The sequence below is a fragment of the Saccharolobus shibatae B12 genome, from assembly GCF_019175345.1.
GTDB lineage: Archaea > Thermoproteota > Thermoprotei_A > Sulfolobales > Sulfolobaceae > Saccharolobus > Saccharolobus shibatae.
The window spans coordinates 1,478,572-1,495,761 of the sequence record NZ_CP077717.1; the positions used below are offsets into that span (position 1 = coordinate 1,478,572).

Here is a 17,190-nt window from a genome sequence, read left to right on the forward strand (position 1 = left end):
ATATTCTATATGTATTTTTTCCAAAAAGAAAGAGAAAGTATCCCCTTATCACCTAATACAATAGTTCACCTATATCCTATTGCTGTTAATTCTCAGTCTCAGCACTAAGCTTAAAGTTATCCACGCTCCTAACATTACTGCAATTAGGAATGCGAAACTCGAAATCTCCATCTGTAGGTTTCCAGACAGTATGTGACCAGACGCACGGCCATTTGCCATTCTAGCTCCAAACAACACTAGGAAAGCACCGAAGAATGCTCCTAGGAATGTCTTCTTCTCTCTTCCTCCGGAAAAAACTGGCTATGAAGTTCTAATTAGTTTGGAGAGTGGAAAAGTGAAGGTTAAATTGGGAGATTTAGGATCTGCTAGGAAGAAGGGCTCTAATTTTACCCAAGCCACGTTTGAGCATTGCCCAATAGATCAGGTTAAGGCAATGCTGAAGACCCCCGATTACGAACAAGTAGGTGCACAACCTAGCATGGACATATATGCCTTAGGGGCTAGAGCCTATAGAATGCTTACACGCAAGTTAGTTACTCCTTAGCAGTTGTTCTACTTTTCCTCGGTAATACAAGATTTTCAGTACTACTGATAAAGTTTTTAGTATAGCGTTTGGTTAATTGAAAAGTATGAGGAGAAACTCCTCATGTTCGTTGAAATTCATTTAGAAAATTCTATAGGTTTAATGAAAATTTTTAAGTTGCGTTAAAGTAGAATAACTGCTATTACTCCTATAGAAGTTATTAACTTGATGAATCAAGCCTTTGATGAATACGCATATGGAAAGGGAAACTACGTTAAGACGTTGGACGAAGCGTACAATATGCACAAGCAATTCTACTCATCATTCAGCGCTAGGGATATTTCTTCTAATAATGAACTTTCTAGGCTAATTTTGGAGATGGTCAACCCTGATCCATATAAGAGACCCTCTGCAGAATACATTGAGAAAAATATGTCAAATATATAGATTTAGAGTATGTTAAGGTCTATGTAAGAAATGGTCTTTCAACACCCTTTTTCCATTTCTATTATTTTAAGGTTTCCTTTCCTCTGTTCTCTTTCACAATAATCAAGTAATTGGAGCTCAATGATAGAACAACAGTGAAGAATAACTCATGGTATTGTATCTCGTCGAAAAAGTGCCAGTTATGATTATAACTCTTTTTTCGTTTAATTGAAGCGTTATCGTTTAGAAAAGTTGAACTCTTATCCGTTCATACTTGTTCACGAAAACCTATACGTTCATCCCATTGCTTTTATCAATTTAACTGCTCACTAAAATAGTGTTGGTTTCTCTCAACAAGACAATTTACGTATGAGAATAGCACTAGAAGATCTGATTATTCTTTAGAGGGAAAAGGTGAAAATCATAACGTGAGAGAGTAAGGAAATATAGATATGATTCGCAGTCCCAAGATAAATAATGATGATAATAGTGAACTGCATAAACGTTAATGATTTTTCGTTAGTGTTACACAAAGCATATGGAAAAAATATCTCACAATAGGTTATATAGGTTATGGAAGATTACACTTATTACCTCATGTTAATAAAATATCATGTGACCCCATTGGCTGAGAAGATAAAGAATGCAATAATGGCTTACTTGCAAAGCAACGTATATTACCCTGAAGAGTACAGACATAAGCTGAACTGGTTCATAAGGCTTAATAAGTGGGTTATCGCTAATTATAGCCTTTACAACAGAAAGGGTAAAAAGGCACAAGAAGTTTACGCTTACTTCAAGCTAAACAAAAATGGAGAGCTAACCCTTTTAGGCGAGTATTGGGTTGAGAACGGAACGTGGATGGGAGAGGAATTGGTGAACAGAAGGATTAATGAGGATTGCATAAAGATTGTCAATAATAAGTACCTTTGTGACTAAACTATTTTTAACACGTTGATTTATCTCGAATTTTAAATCTTTATGTATTCACTTCATATTGTAAGTCATGAAGAGGAACGTGACGTTTAAAGTACCGACACTCACCTCAAATATCGATATGGTCTTAAATGGTATTTAATGCTTTTCGTTCACTATAAAGTGCAGTCATAGTGTCGTCATTAAGGTATAAATTCTCTTCCTTATATTCCAAACTTAGTAGAGAGTCTCAATTACCTTATCTTGTTCTTCATTATCCACGTAACAGAAAAACTACTTGTCATTTTAAACTTTTCCTTTTCTCTTATCTCGTTTAATACCCCTGGAATTTTTCCCAGGTTATTTCAGTAATGTTGCATTCCTTATACTTTTCCATTACATAATTAACGATATTTAGCGTACTTTTAGAAGCCCAGCCCTTTATGAACTTCATTATCTTTTCATCAATGTCAATATTAACACTTTTATCGTGAAATTTGTAAACTCTGTATATCATCTTTTCCCGTTGCTCAACCAAAACCACAAATCATTTCGCAAGGGTAGTCTCTCACACCTTGTCGAAACTTTTTCTTCTATAATTAAAGGATAATACTCTCTTTAGAGTATTATCTTACTAATATCTAACTACAAAAGTTAAAACCTACACTTTCAGTTTTCTCTCTAAAGACTTAATTTGCTAAGGGAGAGATATAACACATGGGAAGAACACAACCCTCATACACCATGGCAGTGAACAGAGAATTGGAAAAGCTGGAAAGAATTGTCTCACGATTAAATTCACCCACCTTATCCCTTCTACTTGAAAAGGTTAAAGAGAAAGTGAGGTATACTCAAAGTGCGTCCTATGACGAACTCATTGATCCCTACAACCTCGTTTACTTCACGCTGATTTGGGCTTTAGCGGAGGAGTGTGAGAAATGGAGGAGTACGTACTTGACGCTTACCCGGTCAAAGGAGGAGTGAAACTATTCCTAAGCGATTTCAAGGAGAAAACTATCAGAACAACTTTCCCAGTTTACGTCATAACAGATAACCCGGATATGGTACTACAACACCCAGAAGTGAAATACTACGAGGAGGAAAAATGGAGAACCCTTGACGGAAAAGAGGTTAAAGTTTACTGCTTCGAGGTTGAGTCCTTTGAAGCCTATTATTACATGAGGAAGAGGTTAAAGGTAGTTAACGAAACACCAACAATATTGTCTCAAACCCTATACCGCCTAGGGATAAGGCCCTTTAAGAGATTACACTCTTCCGATGACCAATTCCCAAAGGTAACAATTGCGAGAGTTGTACCCTTAGATTGGTATGGTGAATCGTTAAAAGGGAAAGTGTTTGAAGTCGAAATAAACGACGAGGTTAGGAGATTTTACGAAAAGCCTGAAGTTGAGGCTGATGTAGTTGAATGTCTAGGAGAGGCGTGTAATTACGTGAAGTCAAACGTCAAGATTAGGATTGAGAAGAAGAGGTCTCCAGTTTCAGCTAAGGGGTTAATAGAGTGGTCCCTAATCTCACTTACCCCAATTCACGAAATAGCCTACGCAACGATTGGTAAAGTTTTAACTACAAATGAGGCTTGGGTTGCGTTTAAGAGAAGAATTATCATACCTAAAGTTGTTCCAAGAGTTGAGAAGTTGAGAAGGTTAGAGGATATAATGATGGCGGATAAGGGTGGGCTAATCCTATTCCCACAGCCCGGATGTTACGATAACGTTTATCAAGTTGACTTCTCTTCGATGTACCCCTCCTTGATTGTAAAGTATAACATTTCAGCTGAAACCGTTGACGCTTGTGATGATATAAAAACGGAACTACATTCAATTTGCTTAAAGGAAAAGGGAATTGTACCAGAAGCCTTACAGTGGTTGATAAAGAGAAAATCAGAGTTGAAGAGAATTGACGAGGAGAGGGCTGAGGCAATAAAGTGGATTTTAGTTGCATCCTTTGGCTATCTAGGTTATAGGAATTCCTTGTTTGGGAAGATTGAGGCTTACGAAATGGTAACCTATTTCGCTAGGAAAACTTTAAGGAGGACAATGGAGATTGCCGAGGAGATGGGGTTGAAGGTTTTACACAGTATAATAGATTCACTAGTTGTTAAGGGGGATAACATTGATAAATTCATTGAGAAGGTTGAGAAAGAAACGGGGTTGAGACTGGATTATAAACGTTACAATTGGATTATCTTTACTACTACCAGGAATGAGACGCCATATCCTACAAGATATATTGCAAACATGAATGGTGAAATAATCGCAAAGGGTTTAATAAGGGAGAACATGCCAAACATTATTAAGTCGTTTTTGGAAGACGTATTAAGAGGGCTTTCATTAACTAGGACTTGTTCTGATGTTAAAAAGGTTAGGATTAGGGATTTATTCGAGTATTATAAGAAGAGGACTATAAACGGCGAGCCAATTGATTACGTTATGTGGATTAAGGGTATTCCTTACGTGAGGGGAGTTAAGGGTTTCTATGATGCTAGACTAGGTTATATGGGAAGAGATGTGAATTACTACATTAATTACTTGAAGAGGGTTTATGAAGACGTCGAAGAGGTGATCTCCAGATGTTAACTACTGGCTTTACCTTTTTAGACGAGATAATAAAGAGTGATGATATTGTGGAGTTCTTCTCAACTGATTACGATTTGTTGAGAATTTTCTATCATAGGGTTATAGCCATTTCAGCCCCAGTTTACGTTGTAGTAGTTTCCGAAAGAGGTGGATTAGATCCTTATCTAATTGGGCGTTTTCAAAACGTTTTCGATAATCACGCTGAAGTATATATAAGGAGGGCTTTCAAGGCTGAAGATGTGCCAACTACTATAGATTCGATGGGAGATAACGACTTAATAGTTATTGATCCTTATCATCATAGAAAGAATTACACTAAGATTGTCTCGTCATTGAGGAAAGTTAGAGGTAGGAAGTTCTTGTTCAGCTTTATGGATAGGGAAAGAGAAGGTTCAATTTTCGGTTCACATACTTCTCACTCTATGATTAAGTTGGTGAAGAGTGCTAGGGGTTTTAAGTTCGTTATAGTAAAAAGCGTTACTAGTAGAGAGATTGAAATTCCTAGTTATTTGTTAGATTTATACGGTAAAGTAAATGATGATGGAGGTTTGTTAAAGTATATGGTTTAGTAGCTGATTTTTCTATCTAGTGTAAGTGGACATATAATTTGTACTCATAATAGTCTTTTTCCTCCCACGGTTGCAAACTTAGATTTGTCAGAAGCGAAGCGTTTAGTGCCTAGTAAACGCGAAAGGAAAATGACAGATATACTTTAAGTATAAAGATTTTATGATTTTACAGACTTCTTGCTTTGTGGATTACTTCAATTTTATCTGAGTTAACACGGAACTTACTTTTAAATCAACGCATGATTTTAATTTAAGAAAACTTAACGGGGTTAACATCTAAGAAAATTGAAGGATTCAACACAGCAGACTTCTAGGTTTTCTCGATCTGAGTAATTTCGGAGATATTGTCGCCCTTTAAGCTACAAAAACTATAAACTTAGGATAAATATTTACTTCCAATTCCTATTATGATAGTCTCCCTTGGCTCTAAAAATCATCAATAAGTATTATGCCCGGCCAGACCTCAAAAGGCAAGATTTATATTTAATAAGTAATATCAACTTGTTATTCCAAAATCCCGTATGTATGGAACCCTAATTAGCTAAATAATAATGATTTAATATAGGAGAGTTTATATCATATTCTGATGATGAACTTGAATGGGAACGATTGGTGATATGAGGCCAGCTATCTGAATAACTTTTTATTTCTACTCCTCTTTTATTATTTATGAAATATGAAGATTTATTTAAGATAAAACCTGTACTCGATTACGACGTATATAACGGAAAAATAGCAACAATTATAAGAGATGAAAAACCCGTCCTTTACGTCAACAAGGAAAAAGTCCAGCTAGAAGGATATGCCGAGAGAGTAGACTGGATAAATAGAAATAAAATGTTTATCACAGTAGACCCTAACGGTAGTGAAATTAGGAAAATTTACCTTTACGATGGCGGGAAGATAGAGAAAATTATTGATAACGAGTTTGATAATTTATCTCCTCGCGAGACAAAAGAAGGGATTCTAGTAATTTCAAACTATGATAAAAAGACATTACATCTTTACCTCTACAATGAAGGAAAATATATTAAGCTAAGTAAGGGTGAAGGCCCGATAAACAATTACTGTTTTAATGGCAAATACATAGTTTACTCGACTGGGATTTATGATAATAACATTCACGTGATAGATCTCGGTGGTAATGAAATTCATGTAATTAATATCCCAAACTCGGAGCAAGAGCTTGCAAATGAGAACTGTTTTACTTCTCCTTCATCATTCATCTTCCTCTCAAATCACGAGGATTTATCTAAGGTTTATGAGTTTGATATTTTAAAGGGAGAGATCAGAAAAATAAGGGAAAGCAATTACGAAATATTCGAGGCTATTCCATATAATGGTTCTATCGCTTATGTTGAGGATAGGCACGGCAACTTAGTCTTAATTCACGAAAAAGAGATAGTTAATGAAGGCTTTACACACTCCTTAAAAGTTGATGGAGATTATATTTATTTTGTAAACTCTAAGCATGATAGATCAGCAGACCTATACAGATATGGGAAGGAGGTAGAGAGGTTAACTGACTCAATGAACGATGCTAAAGGGGATTTCATAAGACCTAAGGTTGTCTCTTACGACTCCAATGGGCTAAGGATTTACGCCTTACTCTATGAAAAAGGTGATGAGGATAAGGGTATAGTTTATATTCACGGCGGTCCAGATTGGGAATGCGTAAACTCATTCAACCCAGAAATTCAGTTCTTTATGGAGAGAGGATTTAAGGTTATTTGTCCCAATTACAGAGGATCTATAGGTTATGGAAGGAAGTTTAACCATTTGAACGATAAAGACCCAGGGGGAGGTGAGTTGTTAGATGTTATAAATTCAGTGAAGGTCTTAGGAGTTAAAAAGATTGCAATAACTGGTGGAAGTTATGGTGGCTATTTGACTATGATGGCTACTACTAAGTTCCCAGACCTTTGGTGTTCGGCTGTGGCCGTAGTACCTTTTGTTAATTGGTTTACCGAAAAGAAACTTGAAAGGGAAATACTTCAACAATATGACGAAATAAAGGTTGGTAATGATGAAAACTTATTGAGGGATAGATCACCTATATTCTTTATTGCTAAGATAAAAACTCCATTGCTTCTCTTAGCTGGTGAAAATGACCCAAGATGTCCAGCTGAGGAAACTTTGCAAGTAGTTGAAGAACTTAGAAAGTTGGGTAGAGAAGTGAAATATAAGATATACAAAGATGAGGGACATGGATTTGCAAAAATAGAAAATTATGTTGACTCGATAAAAGAGGCTGTGGAGTTTATTAGTAGTCACTGCTGAAGTCGATTTCCCTATGTTCAAAATGGATTTTCTGAAAATTGATTATTTGAACAAAGTCAATATTGCTAAAAAAAGAGACTCAAATAAATGAAAATTTCTTAAAAGGTTTTCATATATTTAACTCGGCGAGGAATAAATGAACCGGGAATGTGTCGTTTTCTCCATGCTTTGATAATGTAATCACTTTCTTCATCTTTCCAGCAATAACTTTTACCTGCTTTGCCCTCTCTCTGTATTTTACTTCGTAGCCGATAATCTCTGGCAGTGTTACAACATCTATCTCTTCCTTTCCAACCTCAGTATAACCTATGTTGTAAATTCTCGAGAGATGTGATGCAACTACTCCCTCTACGATTATTGGATCATCTGGTCTCTTGACTCCGGTCCATGTAGATATTACGTCATAAAACAGCGGGTCTACAAAGTGTATCTTAATCTGCTTTCTGTAGTTATAGTAACCGGTATTAACGTCTATAAAGTGAAGTGTTAAGGTCAAAAACATATCATTAAAGAGCTTAATATACTCCGCAACAGTTCTGTGATTTACTCCTATCTCCTTGGCAATTGAGTTATAGCTCACCTTACTAGGTGTCGTTGAGAGGACTGCAGAAAGTATCTGCTTAGCGAGCATCTCATCTCTTCCTACCCTATTTATCTCATAAATGATCCACTCTGTATATATTTTCACTGGAGACAAACCGTTAATCGACGGAGGTAGTCCTCCTACCTTTAGATAACTCTCAAAGAGCTCTTCAATTTCACTGTACCAACCTGGCCTGACCTCAATTTTCGGATTAATTACCTTAATATAACCAGAGAAGCTGAGAGGGTACAAGATTACGTCTTTTCCATTTCCCCTCCTACCGGGAAAACTCTCTTTCTGCTTTAGAATCGTTAATGAACTTGAACCCGAAACCGTAACTACATCGCCTGTTAGTTCACCGGTATCAATTAAGTGCTTTACTGCTCTATACCATTCCTTAACAAAAGTGACCTCATCAAGGAAAATGAAGGAGGATCTAATGCCCTCCTGTTTCCTAATTTTTAGATAGTCCCTTATCTTTTTTAATAGTTCTTCGTAATTGGACACGAGGTCGCAACTACAGTAGAATATTGATAAGGGATTGTGATTTGACTCAAGTAGCTTCTTAATTAGAAGTTTTATCAGAGTGGTCTTTCCAACTTGTCTAGGGCCTACGATAAAGTTTAAGGAGAAGGGCTGAAGAGAGACCTTGTTTATTTCCTTCGGAATCCACTTAAATTTAGCAGAGTTCCACTTCTTAATATCTTCATCTTCCTCTATGTAGTCCTTCCCTCTCCACCAAATGTTTTCTTCCATTGATACTTAGAATATCAAAGGGTTTAAAAAATCTTGATAGTCTGAGTATCAAAGGGTTTAAAAATGCGTTTAGGTATTTCAATATAATGGCGAATCCAAAAGTGAAATAAAATTTTCTTTTGATATACATACCTTTGTAAAGACATATTGTTCAATTATAGTCAATTTCTTAGTAAGTGCGAAGAGAAATAGCTTTTATCTATACAAAATATAGCTAGTTAAATCCCTTAACTCACTCATTCCCAACATTCCTCATTTAATACTCCTTTTGCAATTATTATGAAAAATACTATAACATGTATCCCAATAATAACACTTTATTCACACTCAAGCGAAAAATTAGCCGTTTAACATTAACTTTCCTTAACAAATTTAGAGGAGAGAAAAAAGAAGAACGTAATTCCTCTTATAATAGACCTCTGGCCTTCATCGCCCTTACTACTCTATCCACAGCTAAAGCCATTGCCACAGTCCTCAAATCTTGATCAGCAAACTTCCTCTTATGAAACTCGTATAAAGCGTTAAAGGCGTTAGTCATTCTATCAATAATAAGTTTCTTAGCCTCCTCATCACTAATTATCCCGCCAGACTTATTGTTAGCCCACTCCACATAACTACCGACAACTCCTCCTGCGTTAGCTAAAATGTCTGGTATAACAACTATACCCCTTTGCTTTATTATCTCATCTGCATCTGCAGTCAATGGACCATTTGCACCTTCAACAATAAGCTTAGCCTTAACTTTTGGTGCATTAAACTTATTTATGACATTTTCCACTGCGGCCGGAATTAATATATCACAATCACTTGTTAACAACTCCTCATTTGTAACCTTCTTACCCTCGGGATAATTCACAACACTGCCCGTACTCTGAACGACTTCTAACGCCTTATTAACATCTATTCCGTCATCACTAATTACCCCTCCCCCAATATCGCTAACTCCAATTATTTTAGCCCCCATTTCGTTCAAGAATTTAGCTGTAAAAGAACCAACGTTTCCGAATCCTTGAATTATAACCCTTGATCCTTCAATTCCTCCTATGAACTTATTGGCAGCCTCTCTAGCAATCGTTGCTACACCTAACCCAGTGCTGTACAGTCTAACACCTATCCCTCCTAGCTCAGAAGGCTTACCGGTAAACACTGCGAAATCAACTTCACCAGTTATCTTTATGTACTCGTCTAGGAACCAGGCCATAGTTTGTGGGTTAGTGTTAATGTCGGGTGCTGGGATGTCCACATCGCTACCTAAATAGTTGTGAATTAATTGAACGTATTTCCTAGATAAATCCTCCAATTCCTTTAATGTTAGCTTCTTAGGATCTACTCTTATCCCACCCTTTCCTCCCCCATAGGGTAGTAATAATAGGGAATTCTTCCACGTCATAATCATTGATAGTGCTATTACTTCATCTTGTGTAACATTGGGACTGTATCTAACTCCTCCCTTATAAGGGCCTAAGGCCGAATTGTGCTGACTTCTCCAACCCATAAATGTCTTTAATTTACCATCGGAACCCCTAATCTGTATCTTAACTTGTATAACCCTTTCAGGCTGTGAAAGGGCTTCTAGGGTATCAAGATCTAAACCCAACAATTCTCCAACTTTATACAACTTCTTAACTTGTTGAACGAACAAATTCGAGGTAAGGAGTTCTTCCATCGCTTTAGTCATCTACTTTAAGAATAAAAAATTATTCCAACTGAATTTTAAAAATCTTTAATATACAGTTTTACCAATGTAAGGAAGACAAATTGATATTAGAGGTCTTCTCAAAGTAAAGGAATAAAATATGTAAGGTTTTTGTAGAGACTCATTCAACTTCTCCTTTTGATATCTAATTTTAGAAGAATTAAAGAATCTTAGAGACCATTTCTTCATTTTCTACCCCGCTTAATATATATCTCGTTAATCGCTTGACGCAAAGGACGAGCTATTCTTCACGTTAAAAGCCTAACACGTTCTTCTGAATGAGGAAAATCCTTTGGATCACGATTTACTAAATGAGTATTAATTTTCAAAGGCCAGATAATATTCATTAGTATTACTCTCTCCTACCTTTTCTAACCCTAATGAAAACACCACGTTAGATTCTTTTAAACACAAATTAATAGTCTTGTTTCCCCTAATATATTTTATGGAAACTGCAACTTTAGGAGGAGGCTGTTTCTGGTGTACAGAGGCAGTGTTTAAGAGAGTTAAGGGAGTGATCAGTGTTAAACCGGGTTATTCTGGAGGCCACTTACCTAACCCCACTTATGAAGACGTATGTACTGATACAACTGGTCACGCTGAGGTAGTTCAGATAACATTTGACCCCTCAATAATTTCCTATAGGGAGCTACTGGAAATATTCTTCGAAATCCACGACCCTACAACACCTAATAGGCAAGGGAATGATATAGGAACACAGTACAGGTCGATAATATTGTACCATAACGAAGAGCAGAAGAAAATAGCTGAGGAAATGATAAGGGAAGTAGAGAAGAGAATAGGAAAGAAAGTCGTTACAGAATTGAAACCGTTTGAAGTGTTTTATGAAGCTGAAGACTACCACCACAATTACTATGATACACATAAATACAATCCCTATTGTAGGTTTGTCATAAGTCCGAAAATAAATAAATTCTTGAAGGTTTTCCCAGAGAAAGTGAAGATTGAAGAAAAGATATAATAGATTTTTATTGTTGACTTATAAGGAAAAAGGGACATTAAGTTTAAAGTTTTTATTACGAAAAATAAGTAGCAATGCCATTATAATAATAAACATAAAACGGTGTTCTAAATAATTAATTTTATCTTATACTTGCTTATAGTCTAAAGGGCAACAACGTTTCCAAAATTACATAAAGACCTTTCCGTATATTAGGAAGAGAGTCTTGTCCTTTAAAGTCTCAGAAAGTATACATCACTTACGCATGGAAAACTTAGAATAATATTCAGGAACTTTACGTATCACTGAGAATAAAATTTTTATAAATGTGTTGATTCTCTATTATTGTATGGAGATAGAGAGTAGGTTATTCCTCCTCGTCTTCGTAATGTTGAGCATAATACCGATAAGCGTGATACCCAATTCACAGACAAACGTCGCTGTAAAGTCATATCCCCAACTTCATTCATTAAATGACATTTATTTTCCCCCTGCTGCTCACAATATTTCCCCATTAAAAATAGGAGATCAGATTAACCCTTATGCTTATTATAGTAGTGAACCTGCGCCAATGGGTATTGCTGACTATGGTATATCCTCAAACGGTCCATTTATAAGGAATACTAGTGAATGGTATGGAATAGTTGTAATAAATGGCTTAAACGCAATAAGTAATGGCACCCCGTGGGTTAGTTTCCAGCTCAATGTTGTGTTAAACTATCAGTATAATGGATATACTTATGCATTATGGGTTCAAGACGTCGCAGATTATAATACTGCCAATAACGAAATATGTTTTGTAGATAATATTTGGAATATGACCTCTCCCAATGCTAGCGTCGTTGGAGTGCAAGGGGATGGGGGAATTTATACTACTAATAGTGGAGTCTCATATTATGCATACATTGCACCTGGCTTTACCACATTATCACTTCCAGCAACTATTCAGCTCTTTGTGAGCGTTTCTACTAATTCAAACGGTCAGCCCGTAATTTACTTCTGGTATAATGACGGCAATCGTTGGGTTAATTATGACGTTGCAACTGTCACAAACGTTTTCAATGCAAACAATGTTTACTTTTTAGTGGATGGCTATACCACAACGGGAGATGGTCATCTTTATGATGCAGAATTAGTTATGGGAGGGCCTGGTGGAGGATTATGCGCTTACATTTATAACGCCAGTGTTTTCTTTAGACTCTATTATTGGAATGGACATAATTATCAAGAGGTTAGAAATGCTTATAACTTCGGCTCAGATACTGCTGAAACTGTAAATAACGCAGATGTTCTAACATACTATTATTCTCTATACGGACTATATACTTCTGGATTAACAAGTGGAAGCGGGTCACTATCTCGACTTTGGAGTCAAGATACTACAACACAACTAACTATATACACGAATACTTATAACGGATACGTTTATGTCTATAATGAAAGCGATCCCTACTCGACTGCAATACAGTATGAGAATAGCATACCTCTAAGTGAAGTGTCCTTTACCGGTGGGCAAGTAACACTGACACTTAATCCTATGAATTACGCAATCCTAGTTTACAACCAAAATGGACAGTTAGTAGGGGAAGCCAACATACACACTTATTCTGGTGAAAACGCAGTCACTTCAACTACGCAATTTTCAGTCTCAGTTAACAATCCAACACTTGCCATAACAGTTCACTCCACGTCGACAGTGAACATCAACATTAACGCCTATGGCACTGTTACAATTAACGTCATTGGTCCTTCAAGTGGAATCTCTTACTCCTTGTCACAAACTCAATTTTACGTGGATGGAAGTGGAACTGCCACTCTAACAATAAATGGGATCAACACGGGAACCTATACGCTAATTGTCAACGCAACGCTATTCCCCGGATATTACATAACTCAAGCCATTACGGTAAACGTTATAACACTTACTGCCCCCTTTACCTTAACGTATACTGTAAATGGACAATCATTACCACAATCACCAGAAGTCACATTTAACTTCCCCAACGGTACTGTGATAACTATACCATTTACAAGTGGCTTCACAATTCAAGTACCTACCGGAACTACGTACACTGTTCAGCAAATAATAGGAGGTAATTCAAATGTTCGATGGGCTACTGAAAACCAGGTTAGTGGCATTATAAATAAACCAACTAAGATTAGTGTAACCTACTATGAACAATTTCTAATAACGTTCAACTATAAGGTTATAAACGGGCAGTGGAGTTATTCGGAACCGAGCGTAACATATTATTATTTTGGAACACCAACTACATCATCAGTACCAACAACTGTTTGGGCTGACTATAATTCACCTTATCAATTCTCACAAATGATAACTAGCAATTCCGAAAGAATTATAGCAACAAACTATCAAGGAACTATAATATTCCCCGGTTCGATTACAACGAACTATTACATACAGTATTACGTATCCGTTAACTCACCAATACCAATATACGCACTAATAAATGGTAAGAACATTTCCCTAACTAGTAATTGGTATAACAGTAGTATAGCAATTAACGTGGAGAACATTACTTACTATCCATCACAACTCACAAGAGATGTCATTATAGGCATATCCCCTAGCAGTACTATAGATTTAACATCGCCAATTACGATAGCAATAAACACCATCACACAGTACTATCTAAATATCTCATCACCTATGCCAATTTACGCAATAATTAACGGAAAGAACACAACGTTAACAAATAACTGGTACAATACCGGTACTCAAATAAAAGTAGAGAATATTACATACTATCCGTCATTACACGAGAGGTACATTATGAAAAGTATAGCGCCGGCTGTGCAATTTACAATAAACTCTCCAATTAACGTTAAAGTAAATGCTATAAAACAATATTTCATTACGGTGAACTCAATCATTCCAGTTAAAGCTTACATAAACGGTTCCCTAACTTATCTAAACTCCTCATGGATTAACCAATACACTAACATTGGAATATTGAACTACACCTATTACGTAAATTCTCAACAAAGATACGTTATACTCAACATTTCACCGCAATCGTTTGTAGTTAAAAGCCAGGTAAATGTGAACGTTTCAACAGTAAAGCAATACTTAGTGACGATAAATAACGTATCAACGTGGTACAACGAGGGAAGTAAAGTATTGCTAAGTGCTAACGTCCCAATATATGACGTAGGCGAATTTGTTGGAACGTATAACGTCTCTCCAGGCACATATATCACTGTTAATTCGCCAATAGATGAAAGGTTAGTATTATCACCTAACTACGTATTCTATGGAGGAGTATCTGGATTAATAACAGCCGTTTTGATTGCAGTAGTCTTATTATTAACAAGAAAGGGAAAAAGAAAATAAGAAAATTTTTCCAACTATATAGTCTTTTTCATAATAGGCACCACATGCTTCGCCTCTAACAGACCTGAGTTTGCAACCGTAGGAGCTGCAAAAGGGCTAGATGGGACTATCTCAAATCTAACGAGGAGATGCTGAAATTAACGTGTTTAGGGGATTAAAGACACACTCATAGTTCGCCTCTAACGAACCTGAATTTGTAACCGTGGGGAGAAAAAGAATACGATTGAGATGAACAAGGAAAGTCCTAAATAATGGGATTCTTAAGATAATTTTGGATTTTACTTATTTAAGTAAACGTAAAGAATAGGTAACCTTTTTATTCTTTAACTTAAAGTTCACTCTATGAATTGTATTGAGCTCAGAAATGTAGTGAAGAGATATGGTAACGTTACTGCGTTAAATAACGTATCGTTTGCCATAGAATGCGGGGAGAGAGTAGCACTTTTAGGACCTAACGGTGCCGGTAAGTCGACTACCCTAAAACTAATTGTTGGCCTACTCAAGCCCGATAGTGGAGAGGTTCTTGTCAAAGGGTTAGAACCTATCTCAATTCAAGCTAGAAGGATAATTGGTTATCTACCGGAAGATGCAAGCCCCTACCTAATGCTTACTGTTAGGGAGAATTTGGAGTATATAGCTTCATTAAGGGGAGTAAATAATGTTAAGGAGAGAGTTAACAAATTCCTGGAGCTCCTAGCCCTAAAGCCGTACGAGAGGAATAGGGTGATGTCTCTATCTAGAGGTAATAGGCAGAAATTATCTTTGGCCTTAGCGCTAATTCACGATCCAGAAATATTACTCTTGGACGAGCCTTTAAATTATTTGGATATACCGACCCAAGAGAGAATTATATCGTTATTTAACTCCATGACTAATGCTACTATACTAGTCTCCACTCACATTATGTCTATAGCCGGTAGGCTAGCCAATAAGGTAATAATATTATCTGGTGGACAAGTAGTATGGCAAGGAAATATTTCGGATTTAAGGAAATTCGGTGAGGAGAACGAACCCGTCGAATCCATAGTTGCGAGGTTAATGGAAAGTGTTCGGTAAATTACTGAAACTGATCATTTTTAGTAGATTCTCGAAATGGGGCCTTGCGACATTGATCGCAGCATCTATCTTAGCCTCGGCAATCTTTATCCGATCAGTGACTTTAGGAGCACACTCGACTACGCCGAGTTATTACAGTATTGCTTACATTACCGCATTATGCATCCTTTTCTCTTACATTGGCGGATTTACCTTAATGAAAGCAGACCTCGATTACTTATTCACGTTACCCATAGATAGAAAGAAGTTAGGTATAGCGTTATATATTTCCAGTTTAATAATTTATTTAATAATTATAATTTATCTATCGATATTTTCCTATAATTCTGGATTACTGTTAATATCACCTTTATTAAGTGTTTCCCTAGTCTCCCTTAACTTGACTCTGCAGGAGATGAGGACGAGCCATAAAGTGTTGATACTGACAGCAATAGCGCTATGGTTCATATCGCCTTTAATAAGCTTTAAATACTCTCCAACTTCATCAATTTTCGGTCACTTTTACGAAAGCCTCTCCGTTACATTGCCTTATACTGCTCTGCTAACATTTACATCAATAAGAAAAGTCGGAAACTATGATCAGATATTGATGAAAAAGATATCGAGGACTTCCGGAATTGTAAAGCACTCCATATCTTTCAATACTTCAACTCCTTTAAGGACAATTTTACAGCTAAAGTTAACTTATTTCCCTCTAGTAGGCAGAGCAGGGTTCTATACTCCCTCTGGAAGTTATAGCATGAGGGTGATTCAGATGAGCAGCATTGTTATAATAACTTCCGTAATAGGAATTGCTTACTTCATAGTTTTTAGATACGGATTAATGGTATCTAGCGAATTCGTCTACACTGGCTTATCCATAGCGACTACATACATAGCAGTTTTCTCAGTTCTTTTCGTAGGCATGAGTAATTTGATGAGTGAGAGAATCTGGCTTACAATACCGTCAATAGGCTATAAGTTCTTCAAGTACATGATAGTTGCCTCTGGCGTTCAAAGCTTCATTATAATACTCCCATTCGGTATAGTTGATCTTATACTCTCCATCTGGAATCCTCTCTTCCTAAATGTCGGTATCTCATTGTTATTTTACATACCGTTATCGTGTATGTTATATACTTATTTATTAGCCATGGTTAATCCCCTACAGCTAAAGGACGAGTTTAATCCAGTTAATGTAGAGTTTAGGGGAAGGAGCTTCTTAATAGCTCTTATATTTGTCATTATCCTCATGCCCTTATTCTTAATAATTTATGCCCCACTCTTTTTCGCTGGAATAGCTATTGCAGTGTTAGCCATTACAATAACATACTTATTAAGGGATAAAATGATACTTAAAGTAGTAAATAAAATGACAGAGGCAGGATATATTTAATGCTTAGAGTTGCTTTGTGGGTTAGTCCAATTTGATATCAGACTGGCACTAAACTCACTTTTAATTCAACCTTATATTTAGAATTTAAGAGAAATCAA

14 protein-coding genes and 1 pseudogene are annotated in these 17,190 nt (G+C 36.4%); 11 read left to right on the forward strand and 4 right to left on the reverse strand.

The genetic code is table 11. The features are described 5' to 3' along the window. Window positions 1-69: 69 nt before the first annotated feature. A pseudogene (locus J5U23_RS08035) lies at window positions 70-264 on the reverse strand (YeeE/YedE thiosulfate transporter family protein); the annotation flags it as partial. Between the two features lie 70 nt (window positions 265-334). Between J5U23_RS08035 and J5U23_RS08040 the strand changes: the two are divergent. From J5U23_RS08040 to J5U23_RS08050, 3 genes are all read left to right on the forward strand, one after another. Further along, window positions 335-544, forward strand: a complete 210-nt coding sequence (locus J5U23_RS08040; RefSeq protein WP_218265808.1) for a hypothetical protein — start codon at window positions 335-337, stop codon at window positions 542-544. Between the two features lie 207 nt (window positions 545-751). Continuing rightward, a complete protein-coding gene (locus tag J5U23_RS08045) occupies window positions 752-970 on the forward strand; it encodes a hypothetical protein (protein WP_218265809.1) in 219 nt (72 codons plus the stop codon). Window positions 971-1,522: 552 nt separating this feature from the next. Then, the gene (locus J5U23_RS08050; RefSeq protein ID WP_218265810.1) at window positions 1,523-1,888 is read left to right on the forward strand and encodes a hypothetical protein; all 366 of its coding nucleotides are present in this window, start codon (window positions 1,523-1,525) and stop codon (window positions 1,886-1,888) included. Between the two features lie 310 nt (window positions 1,889-2,198). Here J5U23_RS08050 and J5U23_RS08055 read toward each other — a convergent pair whose 3' ends face one another. After that, window positions 2,199-2,381, reverse strand: coding sequence for a hypothetical protein (locus J5U23_RS08055; RefSeq protein WP_218265811.1), 183 nt, complete (start codon window positions 2,379-2,381; stop codon window positions 2,199-2,201). Between the two features lie 200 nt (window positions 2,382-2,581). On the opposite strand from J5U23_RS08055, the gene J5U23_RS08060 reads away from it, so the two are divergent. The 4 genes from J5U23_RS08060 (at window position 2,582) to J5U23_RS08075 (ending at window position 7,310) form a co-directional block, all read left to right on the forward strand. Beyond that, entirely contained in the window at window positions 2,582-2,848 is a 267-nt protein-coding gene (locus J5U23_RS08060) for a DNA polymerase II (RefSeq protein ID WP_218257748.1), read from the forward strand. Further along, window positions 2,803-4,461, forward strand: coding sequence for a DNA polymerase domain-containing protein (locus J5U23_RS08065; protein WP_218265812.1), 1,659 nt, complete (start codon window positions 2,803-2,805; stop codon window positions 4,459-4,461). The genes J5U23_RS08060 and J5U23_RS08065 overlap by 46 nt, the downstream gene beginning before the upstream one ends. Beyond that, complete coding sequence (locus J5U23_RS08070; protein WP_218265813.1) at window positions 4,455-5,030, forward strand: hypothetical protein; 576 nt, start codon at window positions 4,455-4,457, stop codon at window positions 5,028-5,030. The genes J5U23_RS08065 and J5U23_RS08070 overlap by 7 nt, the downstream gene beginning before the upstream one ends. Window positions 5,031-5,699: 669 nt before the next feature. Continuing rightward, entirely contained in the window at window positions 5,700-7,310 is a 1,611-nt protein-coding gene (locus J5U23_RS08075) for an alpha/beta hydrolase family protein (RefSeq protein ID WP_218265814.1), read from the forward strand. Between the two features lie 109 nt (window positions 7,311-7,419). On the opposite strand, the gene J5U23_RS08080 is transcribed toward J5U23_RS08075, so the two are convergent. Together J5U23_RS08080 and J5U23_RS08085 are read right to left on the reverse strand one after the other, a co-directional pair. Continuing rightward, the gene (locus J5U23_RS08080; protein WP_218265815.1) at window positions 7,420-8,649 is read right to left on the reverse strand and encodes an ATP-binding protein; all 1,230 of its coding nucleotides are present in this window, start codon (window positions 8,647-8,649) and stop codon (window positions 7,420-7,422) included. Window positions 8,650-9,055: 406 nt separating this feature from the next. Further along, on the reverse strand, window positions 9,056-10,315 hold the full coding sequence (locus J5U23_RS08085; protein ID WP_218265816.1) for a Glu/Leu/Phe/Val family dehydrogenase: 1,260 nt from the start codon (window positions 10,313-10,315) through the stop codon (window positions 9,056-9,058). A 475-nt stretch (window positions 10,316-10,790) separates the two neighbouring features. Between J5U23_RS08085 and msrA the strand changes: the two genes are divergently transcribed. From msrA to J5U23_RS08105, 4 genes are all read left to right on the forward strand, one after another. After that, window positions 10,791-11,327, forward strand: a complete 537-nt coding sequence (msrA, locus tag J5U23_RS08090) for a peptide-methionine (S)-S-oxide reductase MsrA (RefSeq protein ID WP_218265817.1) — start codon at window positions 10,791-10,793, stop codon at window positions 11,325-11,327. Window positions 11,328-11,655: 328 nt separating this feature from the next. Beyond that, entirely contained in the window at window positions 11,656-14,661 is a 3,006-nt protein-coding gene (locus J5U23_RS08095) for a thermopsin family protease (protein WP_218265818.1), read from the forward strand. Window positions 14,662-15,003: 342 nt separating this feature from the next. After that, window positions 15,004-15,717 carry an ABC transporter ATP-binding protein gene (locus J5U23_RS08100; RefSeq protein ID WP_218265819.1) on the forward strand — a complete coding sequence of 238 codons (714 nt, stop codon included), beginning with the start codon at window positions 15,004-15,006 and terminating at the stop codon, window positions 15,715-15,717. Next, window positions 15,707-17,092 (forward strand): hypothetical protein, encoded by a 1,386-nt coding sequence (locus tag J5U23_RS08105; RefSeq protein WP_218265820.1) that lies wholly within the window; start codon window positions 15,707-15,709, stop codon window positions 17,090-17,092. The genes J5U23_RS08100 and J5U23_RS08105 overlap by 11 nt, the downstream gene beginning before the upstream one ends. Window positions 17,093-17,190: the final 98 nt, after the last annotated feature.

Excerpts from the sequence above, each read along its gene's own strand:
- J5U23_RS08045 (WP_218265809.1), top strand. The coding sequence starts at position 752 with ATGAATCAAGCCTTTGATGAATACGCATATGGAAAGGGAAACTACGTT.
- J5U23_RS08050 (WP_218265810.1), top strand. The coding sequence starts at position 1,523 with ATGGAAGATTACACTTATTACCTCATGTTAATAAAATATCATGTGACC.
- J5U23_RS08055 (WP_218265811.1), bottom strand. The coding sequence starts at position 2,381 with ATGATATACAGAGTTTACAAATTTCACGATAAAAGTGTTAATATTGAC.
- J5U23_RS08060 (WP_218257748.1), top strand. The coding sequence starts at position 2,582 with ATGGGAAGAACACAACCCTCATACACCATGGCAGTGAACAGAGAATTG.
- J5U23_RS08065 (WP_218265812.1), top strand. The coding sequence starts at position 2,803 with ATGGAGGAGTACGTACTTGACGCTTACCCGGTCAAAGGAGGAGTGAAA.
- J5U23_RS08070 (WP_218265813.1), top strand. The coding sequence starts at position 4,455 with ATGTTAACTACTGGCTTTACCTTTTTAGACGAGATAATAAAGAGTGAT.
- J5U23_RS08075 (WP_218265814.1), top strand. The coding sequence starts at position 5,700 with ATGAAATATGAAGATTTATTTAAGATAAAACCTGTACTCGATTACGAC.
- J5U23_RS08080 (WP_218265815.1), bottom strand. The coding sequence starts at position 8,649 with ATGGAAGAAAACATTTGGTGGAGAGGGAAGGACTACATAGAGGAAGAT.
- J5U23_RS08085 (WP_218265816.1), bottom strand. The coding sequence starts at position 10,315 with ATGGAAGAACTCCTTACCTCGAATTTGTTCGTTCAACAAGTTAAGAAG.
- msrA (WP_218265817.1), top strand. The coding sequence starts at position 10,791 with ATGGAAACTGCAACTTTAGGAGGAGGCTGTTTCTGGTGTACAGAGGCA.
- J5U23_RS08095 (WP_218265818.1), top strand. The coding sequence starts at position 11,656 with ATGGAGATAGAGAGTAGGTTATTCCTCCTCGTCTTCGTAATGTTGAGC.
- J5U23_RS08100 (WP_218265819.1), top strand. The coding sequence starts at position 15,004 with ATGAATTGTATTGAGCTCAGAAATGTAGTGAAGAGATATGGTAACGTT.